Below are 14,157 nucleotides of genomic sequence, written 5' to 3' on the forward strand. Positions count from 1 at the left end.
TAATACGATCATTAATGCTTGACTATTTATTTTTTCTCTAGATATTGCTTGTTTTGTGTCGTTAGGATTTACAACACCTTTTTGAAGTACCGTTTCTTTCATTGTTCGTTAATTGATTTTGATTGATGTGTTTATATCATTGATTTTACAAATATAAATATTTTTTTGCTGTAGCAAAAAACATTATGGTTTTACAGTACAAAAAAACCTCAAGTTTTCACTCGAGGTTTTATCTTATATTATCTCATAGCTCTTAATTAAGCATATATATGTGCTATGGTTTCTTTATATTTTTCTTTAATAATCTTACGGCGTAATTTTAATGTTGGTGTAAGATGTCCTGCTTCTATAGTCCATGGATCTGGGGTTAACTCAAACTTTTTAATTTGTTCCCATTTCCCTAATTGATCATTAAAACGATCTAGTTCTCTTTGTATTCTAGCTATGATACGTTGATCGGTATGAAATTCTTCTACTTGGTATCCGTGTTTTTTTATCCAATCTTGAACAAATTCATAGTTAAGTTGTATCAAGGCAGCAGGCATTTTTTGTCCTTCTCCTATTACCATAATCTGTTCTATAAAACCAGATTGTTTTAGTTTATTTTCTATTACAGCTGGAGCGATATATTTTCCTCCAGAAGTTTTAAACATTTCTTTTTTACGATCTGTAATCTTTAAAAATCCATCGCTATCAATTTCTCCTATATCTCCTGTATGCAAATAGCCATTTTTAATTGCTTTTGCAGTTTCTTCTGGTGCTTTATAGTATCCTAACATTACATTAGGCCCTTTGACTAATATTTCTCCGTCTTCTGCTATCTTCACTTCTATTTCGTCAGGAATTTGTCCTACTGTTCCTATTCGTAATCCATAATCGTGTTCGTGATTTAACGAAATTAATGGTGAAGTTTCTGTCATTCCATAACCTTCAAAAATTGGCATTCCTGCTGCTGTAAAAATCTGAATCAATCTCGCTTGTAATGGTGCGCTACCTGAAACCATAAATAAAATTTCATTACCCATAGCCGCTCTCCACTTACTAAAGATTAGTTTATCTGCGATCTTTAATTTTTGTTTATACCACCATCCATTTTGTCCATACGGTAAGTACTGTTCTCCTAATCCTACTGCCCAAAAGAATAATGCTTTTTTAACTCCTGTAAGTTCTTGACCTTTGGCTATAATTTTATCGTATACCTTTTCTAATAATCGAGGTACTATAGGAATAAAATGTGGTTGTACTTCTCTTATATTATCCCCTAGTTGTTCTATAGATTCGGCAAAATATACACTGAATCCCATAAATTGATAATAGTAGGTAGTGAATCGTTCAAAAATATGACTAATTGGTAAATAGCTTAATACTCTAACTGCTGTAGGTTCTAGTTTAAGTAAATGGGTACTCATCTCAATATTCTTAATAATATTTTGATGTGAGATCATTACTCCTTTTGGTGTTCCTGTAGTTCCCGAAGTATAGATAATTGTAGCCAAATCATTAGATTGTATTGTTTTTTTACGAGTATCTACTTCGGTTTGACTGGCATCATCTTCGCCTAAAGCTAAAAAACTATCCCAATTTGTAGTCGAGATAGTAGTATCAAATGTATATATATCTTTTAGTTGCGTCTCCTCTTTTACCTCAACTACTTTTTCTAATAAATCTGAATCACTTACAAAACAATATTGTGCATCAGAATGATTTAAGATATAACCGTAATCTTTTGAAGATAATGTTGCATATAATGGCACATTAATAGCTCCTATTTGCATTAATGCCATATCCAAAACATGCCATTCATATCGATTATTACTTACAATAACCGCTACTTTATCTTGTGGTTTAATACCTAACTGTAATAATGCTCTACTTGCTGTATTTATTTCTTTGATATATTCCTGAATACTAACGGCTTTCCATTGATTATTGATTTTGGTTGAGAACACATTTTCCTGTGGGTATTTTTTTAATTGATAATACGGGATGTCAAATAATCTCTGGATACTTGTATTCATAAAATATGTTTTAGTTGTTTTCCTTACTTATGTAAGGTACATATAATTTTATGAACTTGTATAGGTCTTAAAAATTTTGTTAAAAACTTCTACCTTTTGTCCTTCTATGGTTTCTGATAAGAATACGGCTCTATCACGTATATGTTCGTTTTTTGAAACTTCTTCAATTGTTAAAATAGGCGAAAGACATACATCATATCCCTTGGACAATGTAGTCCATTCTTCTTGTGTTTTTGTTTTAAAAAGGCTTATTAATTTTTCTTTATCAAAAATCCCATCGATCAACTGAGTATCTTTGGTTGCTTTCCATGTGGGTTGTGCTACCATTTCACAAAAAGAATTCCAAAACTTTAATTCTAAAGCTCCTAATGCTATCCATTTTTGATCTTTACATTCATAAACATTATAATTGACTAACATTCCGCTTAAAATCGGAGTTTGTTTATATGATGCGTTTCCTTGATGCATTCCTTGTGCAATAGCACCAAGCGGAACCGTAGCATCTAATAATGACACATCTATATATTGTGCTTTTTGCTGGATGCGTTGTGCTAATAATCCACTAGTACATGCAGAAACCAACATATAGGAACCTCCTGCTATATCTGCAATTTGAAACCCTGGTATGATTGGTTTTCCTTTTTCATCACGATTTAAATCTAATAATCCTGAGGTTGCCATATAGTTAAGGTCATGTCCAGCTTTTGCATTATACATTCCTGTTTGTCCATAACCTGTAACCGAAATATACACTATATTAGGGTTGATTTTTTTTACCTCATCAAAAGATAATTTAAACTCTTTCATTGCTCCTGGTCTAAATTGCTCTACCAGCACATCTACATCTTTTATAATGTCGACTATTTCTTGATATCCTTCTTGACTTTCATAATCAATCATCAACTGCTTTTTGGTATGATTCATTGTATGAAACATTGCAGAAGTATCTCCTATTTTAGGTTCATAAAATCGCGTATAATCCATACGCTTCGGACTTTCGATTTTAATTACTTCTGCACCTAATTGGCTTAATAAATGTGTACCTAAAGGACCTGGTAATAATCGTGTAAAGTCTATTATTTTAATCCCTTCTAAAGGTTGTATTTCTTTCATTACTGTAGCTGTTGAATTTTTATGATATATCTACCTGATTGAGATATTTGGATATAAAAAAGAATCGAAGTTTCCTCCGATTCTAGGTTGTTTAAAACGAAGTTATAAAGCTATGCTTTTTGCATCTTTTGTTTTGCTCTTGCTTTCATCTCTTGAAACATTTCTTTGAATAAGCCTCGTGCAATTAATAACTTCATAATTTCGTTTGTTCCTGCATAGATTCTTGCTACTCTGTTATCTGCATACATACGAGCAATAGGATATTCCCACATATACCCATACCCGCCAAATAACTGTAAGCATTCATCTACCACTTTCCCATGCATATCACTAGCCGAATATTTTGCCATGGATGCACTTTCTGGTGTTAATTTATGTTCTGCTAATAACGCAACACAACGATCTACAAAAGTTTGATGTATTTGTAATTGTGTAGCACATTCTGCTAATTTGAATTGTGTGTTTTGAAATCCTGCAATCGGACTCTTAAATGCTCTACGCGTAGTAGTATATTCTATTGTATCTTCTAACGCTCCTTTTGCTCCTCCTATTGCAGAAATAGCTACCGACATGCGTTCCCTAGCCAATTCGGTCATCATCATTTTAAAGCCCATTCCTTCTTGACCTAATAAATTCTCTTTAGGTACTTTAACATCATCAAAGAATAACTCACAAGTATCTTGAGCTTTCATTCCGATTTTCTTAAAAGGCACTCCTTTTTCAAATCCATCCCAAGCACTTTCCATGATTAATAATGAAATTCCTTCTTGTGGTGTTCCTGGATTGGTTTTTACAGCTACAATAGACATATCACTCATATATCCATTGGTAATAAATGTTTTTTGTCCGTTTACTAGATAATGATCTCCTTTATCTACAGCTGTAGTTCTTAAGGCTTGTAAATCACTACCACAATCGGGTTCTGTCATCCCTATTGCTGTAATCATTTCTCCTGTAGCCATCAACGGTAAATATTTTTTCTTTTGCGCTTCTGTACCGTATTTTAAAATATATGGCGCTACTATATCAGAGTGTAAGGAGAATCCTGGTCCGCTAATACCTTTACGTCCCAATTCTTCCATAAATAATGCACTAAAACTAAAATCTAAACCAGCACCTCCATATGCTTCTGGCATATCGATACAAAGTAATCCCAGTTCTCCTGCACGCTCCCAGATCGCTCTACTCACCATTCCGTCTTTCTCCCATTGTTCCATTTGTGGAGCCACTTCATTTTTAATGAAATCTCTTATCATTTGTTGCATCATCTGATGTTCTTCTGATGCATATATTTCTCTTTTAATTAATACGTCTTGCAACATGGTCTTGTTCTTTAATTTTACTGATTAATTCTTATAAAATATACGATTATTTTCGCTCTTCTGTATGCGCTCTTTTAAGCTTTGTGGTAATTCAAATCGTTCTCCATATTTTTGAGCTAGTCTTTCGCTATAGCTTTCAAACTCTTTAGCGCCTAGGTAATCTACATACGATAAAACACCTCCTGTATATATAGGGAAACCTAATCCTAATATAGATCCTACATCGGCATCTTGTGGTGCTTTAATTACTCCCGCATCTAGACATTTGTAGGAATCAATAACCATGGCAAATAAAAGACGTTTACCTACTTCTTCTTCGTTATAATCAAGACTAACAGGGAAAATATTTGCCCACTCTTTCCAGATGTATTTTTTTCCGCCCTCTGGATATTCATAAAATCCTTTTCCTTCTTTTTTCCCTGTTCGTCCAAACTCAGAAACAATTTTGGCTATAGTTTTTTCTAATCCTTTTTCAAATTCTGATAAATTAGGATCCTCTCCCATGATATCTAACATTAGCTTCATATTTACTTCATCAGATATGGCTAATGGTCCTACTGGCATTCCTATTTTTTTAGCTACATTCTCGATAACTGCTGGAGGAATTCCTTCGGCAAGCATACTAATTCCTTCGTTAACAAACTTCCCAAAAACTCTAGAAGTAAAGAATCCTCTACCATCGTTTACTACGATAGGAACTTTACGTATTTTGGTTACATAGTCTATGGCTGCTGCCAAAGTTTCATCACTAGTTTCTTTTCCTACAATAACCTCAACCAATGGCATCTTATCTACCGGTGAAAAGAAATGCAAGCCTATATATTTATCTGGTTTTGAAGATGCCTTGGCTAGAGTTGTTATTGGTATAGTTGATGTATTCGAAGCATATACAACTTCTTCTCGTATCACTGCTTCGGTTTCTTGTGTTACAGTATTTTTTAGTTTTTCGTTTTCAAATACAGCTTCGATGATCAAATCACAATCTTTAAGATCTTCTACTTGATCTGTAGGCTGTATTTTATGAAGTAATGCTTCAACTTTTTCTGTTGTTGTTCTTCCTTTTGCTAGTTTTTTAGCTTCAATTTGTTGAGCGTATCCTTTTCCTCTCTCTGCTCCTGCTACACTCACATCTTTTAAGACTACATCAAGTCCAGCTTTTGCAGTTACATAAGCAATTCCTGCTCCCATCATTCCTGCTCCTAAAACTCCTATTTTTTTGTAAGTAGCTTTTTCGTACCCTTTTGGTTTTGCCTTTCCTTTAGATGCATCACCTATAAAAACAAATGATGATCTAATAATATTTTTAGTCTCTTTTGTAAATAAGGTATCTACAAAATATCTCGATTCTACTTCAAGCGCTCGATCGATATGACATGATGCTCCGTGATAAATTGCACTTAGAACATTTTTAATATGTGGCATATTACCATGTGTGGTTTTATATGCCATAGCATTTGATACACTAAAGAATTCTGTTACTCCAGATACTTGTCCTACACCCACTGGAGTTCCTGGAATTTGAAATCTTTTCTGATCCCATGGCTGTCCTACTTCTTCTTGTTTTAGTATCCATGCTTTTGCCAATGCATTGATATCATCTTCTGGAGTACATACTTGATCAACTAACTTATTTTTTAATGCTTGACCAGCTGTAAGTTTTTTTGATTGTGTAATATATTCGATAGTTTTTTGTGGTCCTAAGATTCTTAAGAATCGTTGCGTCCCTCCTGCTCCTGGAAATAAACCTACAGAACATTCTACCAAGCCCATTTTTGTCTTTGGGGCTTCTACCATAATTCTATGATGACATGCTAGTGCTAATTCACATCCACCTCCCAGAGCTAATCCATTGATGGCTGCTACAAAAGGTTTTCCGCAAGTTTCCATTTGACGCATCTTTTTATGCGTATCCATCAAAAGATTAAAACAATCTTCTTTGGATTTATCATAATTTAGAAACCACTTTAGGTCTCCTCCTGCTATAAAATCGTTTTTAGCCGAGTTAATGACTACTCCTTTTACAGTATCGTTATTAATCGCTTCGTCTACTCTAGCAAAAAATGCTGCCATAGTAGTTTCGTTCATAATATTTACAGGGGAATTTGCCACATCCCAAGTGATAAAAGCAATTCCGTCGTTATCTATATTGAATTTAATATGTTCCATGCTGTACTTTGATTCTTTTGTGTGATTAAACGCGTTCAATAATGGTTGCAATTCCCATTCCTCCTCCAACACATAACGTGGCTAATGCTGTGCTTTTATCTCTTCGCTCTAGCTCGTCCAAAGCGGTTCCTAAAATCATACATCCTGTAGCTCCTAATGGATGCCCCATCGCAATAGCACCTCCGTTTACGTTTACTATAGAATGATCAACTTTTAAGTTCTCCATTAATCGCATAGGTACAACCGCAAAAGCTTCGTTTACTTCAAACAAATCAATGTCAGTTGCTTTCATTCCGGCTTTTTTCAGTGCTTTTTTTGTTGCTGGAGTAGGTCCTTCAAGCATGATTAAAGGTTCTGATCCTATAATCGTTCCCATTTTGATTATCGCTCGTGGTTTAAGTCCTAGTTGTTCTCCTATTTCTTTTGAACCTATAAGCATAACCCCTGCTCCATCTACCAATCCAGAAGAGTTTCCTGCATGATGTACGTGATTAATACGTTCTACTTCAACGTATTTATCCAGTGCTGTTTGATCAAACAGCATCTCTCCCATTTGTTTAAATGAAGGTTTTAATCCAGCTAGTGCTTCTAGTGTTGTATTAGGGCGTATATATTCGTCTTGTCCTAGGTGTAAAAATCCGTTAACATCGTGCACTGGAATAATGGATTTATCAAAATAACCATTAGCTCTTGCTTGAGTTGCTCTTTGTTGCGATGTCAATGCAAACTGATCTACATCTGCTCTTGTATATCCATATTTTGAAGCAATCAAATCTGCTGAAATTCCTTGAGGTACAAATTTTCCGAAAGCAGCATCCGGTTCCATCACCCATGCTGTACCATCTATACCCATAGGAACTCTAGACATTGATTCTACTCCTCCTGCAATAATTAAATCTGACCATCCTGATCGTACTCTAGCTGCTGCTTGATTTACTGCTTCTAATCCAGAAGCGCAATATCTATTGAGTGATACCGCAGCCAAATGATCTCCATATCCAGCACATTGTGCAGCTACTTTGGCTATATTTCCACCTTGCTCTCCGGCTTGTGTTACACAACCTAACACTACATCTTCTACTAATGAAGTATCTAAATTGTTACGCTCTTTTAAAGCTTTTAATAATGTAGTTACCAATTGCACCGGACTCACTTGTGCTAATGCACCGTTTTTCTTTCCGATACCACGAGGAGTTCTTATTGAATCATAAATATATGCTTCCATTGTTTTGATTATATTTTTATAAGTTACCAACTAGTAACATTAATTGTAAAAAAAATGTGACCGATGAGTTACAAATTTAAACAAATAATTATCTTTACAAAAAATTATCGCAATTTTTAATCCCAAAACATGCGATAATGCTAATATAAAAGATAGAATATTATCATTATGACAACATATACAGCAGAAAATTCAAATTTTGATTATTCACACCTCCATATTCAACAGTTATTACATACTGTAAGTCCAGATTACAAAACTTTATCTGATAAGGATTTTGCTATAAAAGCCTATTTATATGTAAGAGATACTTGGGATTATTTTCCTTATCGTTTTAGTCTATTTGAAAAAGATTGGAAAGCTTCAAAAATCTGTCAATTAGAAAAAGGACACTGTCTTGATAAGGCTATCATCATGATTAGTTTATTAAGAGCTCGTAATATTCCTGCTCGTCTTGGTCTAGCCAAAGTAAAAAATCATATTGGTGTAGATGAAATTGTTAAAAAATTTGGAAACGATGTCTTAGTACCTCATGGTTATGTAGAAGTGTTTTTAAATAATAAATGGGTTAAGGCTACTCCTGCTTTTAATGCTTCTCTATGTGAAAAATTAGGTGTAGATGTCCTAGAGTTTGATGGCGAAAATGATTCTTTATTTCAGCCTTTTGATCAAAGTGGATCTCATTCTTTTATGGAATATTTAGAAGATTATGGTACTTTTGACCATGTTCCTCTCCCCTATATGCTTGAATTAATGAAAGAAACGTATCCTCCATTACAAAAAAATGATGTAAAATTGGGGGTTGTTTTGGACTTAAATAGATTGTAAATGAAAAAAAATAGAGCTGCTACTGAAGAAAAAATCTATGAAGCCTTCTTATCTATATTAAAAGAAAAAGGACCTCAAGGTGTGGGTATTAATGCTATAGCAAAAGAGGCTGGAGTATCAAAAGAATTGATCTACCGCTATTTTGGCGGAATGAAGGGATTATTACTTCAGTTTGCACAAAAAGGAGATTTCTTTAAATCACTTTTATTTATCGATGATAAATCGACTAGCTCTGTAGCCGATTTAAAACATTTTGCAAAAGAAGGTACCAAAGAATTACGAGAAAATAAATTAACTCAAGAAATTCTTCGCTGGCAGCTAATCGAAAATAATGAGATCACTAAGGATCTTTTTAAATTTACTAATTCACAGATCGGAAAGATTTTTGCCATTAATGACAAAGACACTTCTTTAAATCACGCTTTTCAGTTAATGATAGGTGGTTATGTCTATTTTACACTATTATCAAAGTTTAATAAACGTTTTATTACAACTGATCTCACTGATGATGAAACCTGGAAGAATTTTGATGATGCTTTAGAAAAAACCATTGAGTTATTTAATAAAGAGTAATTTTTCTTATCCATCATATCATTGCTCCTAATATTAAAAAGTACAAGTCTTGATTCCTTTTTTGTAGCGTTTTTTGTTTAAACTCTAGACATCTTTGTATCAACTTTTTTAATCAAAATTTGATATCATGAAATTACGTTTTATATCTCCTACGTTACACGGAGTTGCAGATTATTCTGCTGGTTTAGGTTTAATTATAGCTCCTTTTGCACTATCCTTAGGTGAAACTACTCCTATAGCTTTATGGTTTTCTGTCATTACAGGAATAGCTGTATTGGCAGCTAGTGCTCTTACTAATTATAAATTAGGCCTTTTAAGAACTATTCCTTTTCAAGGACATCTTGCCATTGATTTATTGGTAGCAGTTACCTTTATGATTTTACCTTTTGTCATGGGATTCACTGGTATTGATGCACATTACTACTGGATCAACGCAGCTGTTGTATTTTTAGTAGTAGCGCTCAGTGCTACTGAGTAACACTTTATTTTTCAGAGTATTTTATATAGCAATTTTTTACATCAATTTTCTATTCGACTAGATCCTTGTTAAATTATAACTTGGATCTAGTTTTGCATTCATCAAAAAATAATCCGCGTTGGTCAAAATATGTTTAGTGTTACTTTTTTCTAAGTATACCTTAGTGGTATCAATAAAAAAATTATATCATGTTACGACTAGCATTCTTCATTCTTATACTATTATTTTCGCAAGCAAAGCAACTTTTTGCTCAAGATAAACTTACCATAGATTCTACTGTTCATACTACCATTGCAAATGATTCTTTAGTAAAGCTATTTCAAGAAAAACTAACTGTTTATCCTAATCAAACTGAGCTTGCAATAGCCTTAATTGATCAAAATGAAACACAATATTGGGGTTTACGTAAAGACAAAAACACACTAAAATCAATTACTAACCAAGATGCTATTTTTGAAATAGGTTCTATTTCTAAAGTCTTTACCGCAACCTTACTTTCTCATCTTGTAACTGATAAAAAAGTTACTCTTGATCAATCTATTGTTTCTCTTTTACCGTTTACACTTTCAAATCCACCTGAAGCAAGTACAAAAATCACTTTACAAATGTTGTCTAATCACACTTCTGGATTGCCTAGATTACCTCAAAATTTAATAGATCTATTGGCTACACATGCCCAAGATCCTTATGCAGTTTATACTAGAGATCTTTTACATGATTATCTCAAAACTGATTTTAAAACTACTACAGCACCTGGTAAAACTTATGCTTATTCTAATTTAGGCGCAGGACTTCTAGGAGATCTTTTAGCTTCTTATACCAATCAATCTTATGAATCTTTATTACAGGATTATATTTTTAAGCCTTTACAAATGCATACATCCTCATCTGTTTATGAACAATTAGATAAGACTAAGCTAGTAAATGGATTACAACCTGATGGTACTATAGCGAGTCCTTGGCGTTTTAAAGCACTTGCTAGTGCTGGTGCTATTCGTTCTACTATAAAAGATCTTTCTCTTTTTGCACAACAACAATGGAAAAACAATCCTGTATATCAACAAACGCAACAAGAAACCTTTACCGTCAATAATCGATTATCTATGGGATTAGGTTGGCATTTATTACATCAAAAAAATAAAACACTTTTATTTCATAATGGCGGAACAGGTGGCTTTACTTCTTGTATGATTATAGATATTCAAGCTAAAAAAGCCGTGGTTGTATTAAGTAATATTTCTGCTTTTCATCCTAATGCACGCCAGATTGATGGATTGTATAACAGTATTCTTAAAAGTTTATACTAAAAGATTTATTCCATGTTCTTAAGGTTTTTATCTCTATTTACAATTCTTATTGTTTGTCTAAGCTGTTCTCCTTATTCAAAAACGAAAACTCAGCCAGAAAATGCTATGACAACAACTCTGGATACTTATTTTGAAGCTTTAACTCAATTAAAACAATTTAATGGCGCTGTTTTAATACAAAAAAACGATACTACTCTTTTACGCAAAGCCTATACCTTTACTCAGGATAGTAGTCATAGTTTATATATTACTCTCGATCATCAATTTGATTTAAGATCTGTTGCCAAGCTTTTTGCTAAACTTAGTATACTACAATTAGAACAGGATGGTAAGCTTAATCGATCTGATCTATTATCTCAATACCTCCCTGATTTCCCTAGAGCAAAAGAAATTACAATTCAGCAGTTGCTAGATCATCAAGCTGGTTTTCCTAGAGAGTTTAAAAACTACACTGGTAGTTATTTAAAACTAACCTCAAAAGAGATTCTTAACAAGATACAACAAGAAGTATTAGAATTTGAACCTGGCACAGACAGAAGATATTCAAATTTAGGATACCAACTTGTATTTCATATCATTTCCACAGCTTCAGGTAAATCTTATGCGCAATACCTTCAAGACACTTTTTTTACTCCTCTAGGTATGAGTAACTCGGGTGCACATTTTTATAGTCACAATTTAGAACGTTATGCCTATGGACATATTCAAAAAAAGGATAGCATCATTGCTCTTACTAATTATCAAGAAGATGAATTTAAAATTGGTAATTTATATGCCACAGTTGATGATTTATTAATGTTCACAAACTATTTAAAAACGCTTCCTTTTAAACAAGAACTCATCAAAGATAATCGCATTAGTCATGCTGGAGGTACAGAAGGAAAACGTGCTTACATACAACATCATATGAATAAACATTATACGATAATTTTTCTTGCTAATATAGAAGAACTTCCCATGCAACACATGATTAAAGACATTGAAGCTATTCTTGATCAAAAACCTGTAAAAATGCCCAAAGCTGTACATCGAAAAGCAATAGCAGTGGATACTTCTATTTTAAAACGATATGTGGGTACGTATGATTTTGCCGAAATCAATCATATTCAACTCACTTTTACTATAGAAAACAATCAATTAGTTTGTTATCAAGACAATAAATTGACAGGAACTTTTAAAGCTGAAAATGACAGTACTTTTTTTGAAAATCCTACATCTTCTGAATCTATTCAATTTATAAAGAATGAAGAGCATTCTTATACTGCTTATATGGATTGGAAAGGCATGAGATGGAAAGGAACTTTTATTCCTCGGCAATAAATTGTAGTATTACCTTTCGTTAGAATTATATTTTAAAATAATAATAAACCGTTTACTGTGGATAGTCCTGTAAAAAAAAGCATACTTATTCTTTGTCATATGTTATTCTGGGGAATTCAATTTTACTTGATATTCTTTGCGTATGAAAATTTATCTTGGAATGGTTTTTCTACAGAAAACGGTTTATTGCATTGGGCTTCTTTTTACGGAATTTTAACCAATATGGTTATTTTCTATATTCAATATAGCTGGCTTAACCCTAAGTTTTTTATTGCCAAAAGATATACTTCATATCTTATTTTAAGTACACTCTTTTTTCTTCTCGTTACCGGTATTGAAAGTTTTATTGATTATAAAGTTATAGTAACAAATGATATTCATACTATTGAAGAGACTTCGCTTTTTGGATTAGTACTTTCATGGATTTTCTCAAATGCTATTCTTAATTTATTGTTTGGCGTTTTTGGTTTTTTATCTCGTTTTCAATTAGAATATGTTAAGTCTGAAAAAATGAAACACGAATTACTTAAAACGACTCATGCTACCGAATTAAAATATCTTAAAGCGCAGTTGAATCCACATTTTTTGTTTAACGGAATTAATAGTGTTTATCACCTCATCGGAAAGAATAATCCACTTGCAAAAAATACATTATTACAATTTTCAAACCTATTACGATATCAATTGTACGAAAGTAATACTACTCAAATTTCGCTCTCCAAAGAACTAGATTATATCACACAATACATAGAAATCGAAAAAATACGTAAAGGTGACGACATCACACTCTCTTACAGCATAACTATGGAAAATGGAGAGCTACTTATTGCTCCGTTAATGCTAATTCCTTTTGTAGAAAATGCTTTTAAACACGTAAGTAATGCTGATAAATCAGAGGATAATCAAATCACTATACAAATTGCAGAAAAAGAAGGAATGCTTCATTGCATTATAGAAAATACGTTTGATGATTTTAAATCCCACACTAATTATGGAGGCATAGGTCTACAAAATATCAAGCGTCGTTTGGCAATATTATATCCTAATAGACATCGCTTAACTATCCAACATGAAGATAGCTATCGCGTAACACTTCAAATCAAATTGTAATCATGCAAAAATTAAACTGTTTAATCGTTGATGATGAACCCTTGGCCAGAGAAGCTATAGCAGATTATTGCCAGAAGGTTTCTTTTCTGTCTGTAGTGGCTATTTGTAAAAACATGCTACAAGTAGAAGCTTTTCTTAAAGAAAATACTGTAGATCTATTATTTTTAGACATTCAAATGCCTAGAATTACAGGGATAGAATGGCTACAAAAACAGGAAAAAACTCCGTTAACAATAATGACTACTGCTTATTCTGAATATGCTTTGGAAAGTTATAATTACAATGTGATAGATTATTTGGTTAAACCCATTTCATTTGAACGTTTTGTACAAGCTGTAGAAAAAGCACAACGTCTTTTACCTCAATCTGAAGCTCAATCTACTATCTTTTTAAAAGATGGTAAATCAACTCGAAAAGTTCATTTTAATGATATTCTCTTTATAGAAGCACAACAAAATTACATCAAAGTTGTTACCACTACAGCTAGTTTTATTACGCATCAAACTTTAAAAACCATGAAATCATTGTTACCTCAAGATGATTTTATACAACCTCATAAATCTTATATTGTTGCTGTTTCAAAAATTGATCAAATCGTGGGGTATCAACTACATATTAATTCTTATCAAATTCCTCTGAGCACACGTTTAAAAAAAGAGGTCTTAGAACGCTTGAAGCTTTAGTTTTTTGCTTTTTT

12 protein-coding genes are annotated in these 14,157 nt (G+C 32.9%); 7 read left to right on the forward strand and 5 right to left on the reverse strand.

Features of this window, described 5'->3' with window-relative positions; all coding sequences use genetic code 11:
* Positions 1–257: 257 nt before the first annotated feature.
* From ACYEKI_RS20010 to ACYEKI_RS20030, 5 genes are all read right to left on the reverse strand, one after another.
* Positions 258–2,018, reverse strand: coding sequence for an AMP-dependent synthetase/ligase (locus ACYEKI_RS20010; RefSeq protein WP_459212988.1), 1,761 nt, complete (start codon positions 2,016–2,018; stop codon positions 258–260).
* 48 nt (positions 2,019–2,066) lie between these two features.
* Positions 2,067–3,131 carry a CaiB/BaiF CoA transferase family protein gene (locus ACYEKI_RS20015; RefSeq protein ID WP_459212989.1) on the reverse strand — a complete coding sequence of 355 codons (1,065 nt, stop codon included), beginning with the start codon at positions 3,129–3,131 and terminating at the stop codon, positions 2,067–2,069.
* Between the two features lie 110 nt (positions 3,132–3,241).
* Positions 3,242–4,453 carry an acyl-CoA dehydrogenase family protein gene (locus ACYEKI_RS20020; RefSeq protein WP_459212990.1) on the reverse strand — a complete coding sequence of 404 codons (1,212 nt, stop codon included), beginning with the start codon at positions 4,451–4,453 and terminating at the stop codon, positions 3,242–3,244.
* Positions 4,454–4,477: 24 nt separating this feature from the next.
* Positions 4,478–6,619 (reverse strand): 3-hydroxyacyl-CoA dehydrogenase NAD-binding domain-containing protein, encoded by a 2,142-nt coding sequence (locus tag ACYEKI_RS20025; protein ID WP_459212991.1) that lies wholly within the window; start codon positions 6,617–6,619, stop codon positions 4,478–4,480.
* A 25-nt stretch (positions 6,620–6,644) separates the two neighbouring features.
* The gene (locus tag ACYEKI_RS20030; RefSeq protein WP_459212992.1) at positions 6,645–7,844 is read right to left on the reverse strand and encodes an acetyl-CoA C-acetyltransferase; all 1,200 of its coding nucleotides are present in this window, start codon (positions 7,842–7,844) and stop codon (positions 6,645–6,647) included.
* A gap of 168 nt (positions 7,845–8,012) precedes the next feature.
* On the opposite strand from ACYEKI_RS20030, the gene ACYEKI_RS20035 reads away from it, so the two are divergent.
* The 7 genes from ACYEKI_RS20035 to ACYEKI_RS20065 all read left to right on the forward strand — a co-directional run bounded on the left by ACYEKI_RS20035 (position 8,013) and on the right by ACYEKI_RS20065 (position 14,143).
* Positions 8,013–8,672 (forward strand): transglutaminase-like domain-containing protein, encoded by a 660-nt coding sequence (locus tag ACYEKI_RS20035; protein WP_459212993.1) that lies wholly within the window; start codon positions 8,013–8,015, stop codon positions 8,670–8,672.
* A complete protein-coding gene (locus ACYEKI_RS20040) occupies positions 8,673–9,245 on the forward strand; it encodes a TetR/AcrR family transcriptional regulator (RefSeq protein ID WP_459212994.1) in 573 nt (190 codons plus the stop codon).
* Positions 9,246–9,372: 127 nt separating this feature from the next.
* Complete coding sequence (locus tag ACYEKI_RS20045; protein WP_459212995.1) at positions 9,373–9,723, forward strand: SPW repeat domain-containing protein; 351 nt, start codon at positions 9,373–9,375, stop codon at positions 9,721–9,723.
* 188 nt (positions 9,724–9,911) lie between these two features.
* Complete coding sequence (locus ACYEKI_RS20050; protein WP_459212996.1) at positions 9,912–11,030, forward strand: serine hydrolase domain-containing protein; 1,119 nt, start codon at positions 9,912–9,914, stop codon at positions 11,028–11,030.
* A gap of 105 nt (positions 11,031–11,135) precedes the next feature.
* Positions 11,136–12,350 (forward strand): serine hydrolase domain-containing protein, encoded by a 1,215-nt coding sequence (locus tag ACYEKI_RS20055; RefSeq protein ID WP_459212997.1) that lies wholly within the window; start codon positions 11,136–11,138, stop codon positions 12,348–12,350.
* A gap of 57 nt (positions 12,351–12,407) precedes the next feature.
* A complete protein-coding gene (locus ACYEKI_RS20060; protein WP_459212998.1) occupies positions 12,408–13,460 on the forward strand; it encodes a sensor histidine kinase in 1,053 nt (350 codons plus the stop codon).
* A 2-nt stretch (positions 13,461–13,462) separates the two neighbouring features.
* Positions 13,463–14,143, forward strand: a complete 681-nt coding sequence (locus ACYEKI_RS20065) for a LytR/AlgR family response regulator transcription factor (protein WP_459212999.1) — start codon at positions 13,463–13,465, stop codon at positions 14,141–14,143.
* Positions 14,144–14,157 lie beyond the last annotated feature (14 nt).

Origin of the sequence: Aquimarina rhabdastrellae (assembly GCA_947387485.1) — a bacterium.
Classification (GTDB): domain Bacteria; phylum Bacteroidota; class Bacteroidia; order Flavobacteriales; family Flavobacteriaceae; genus Aquimarina.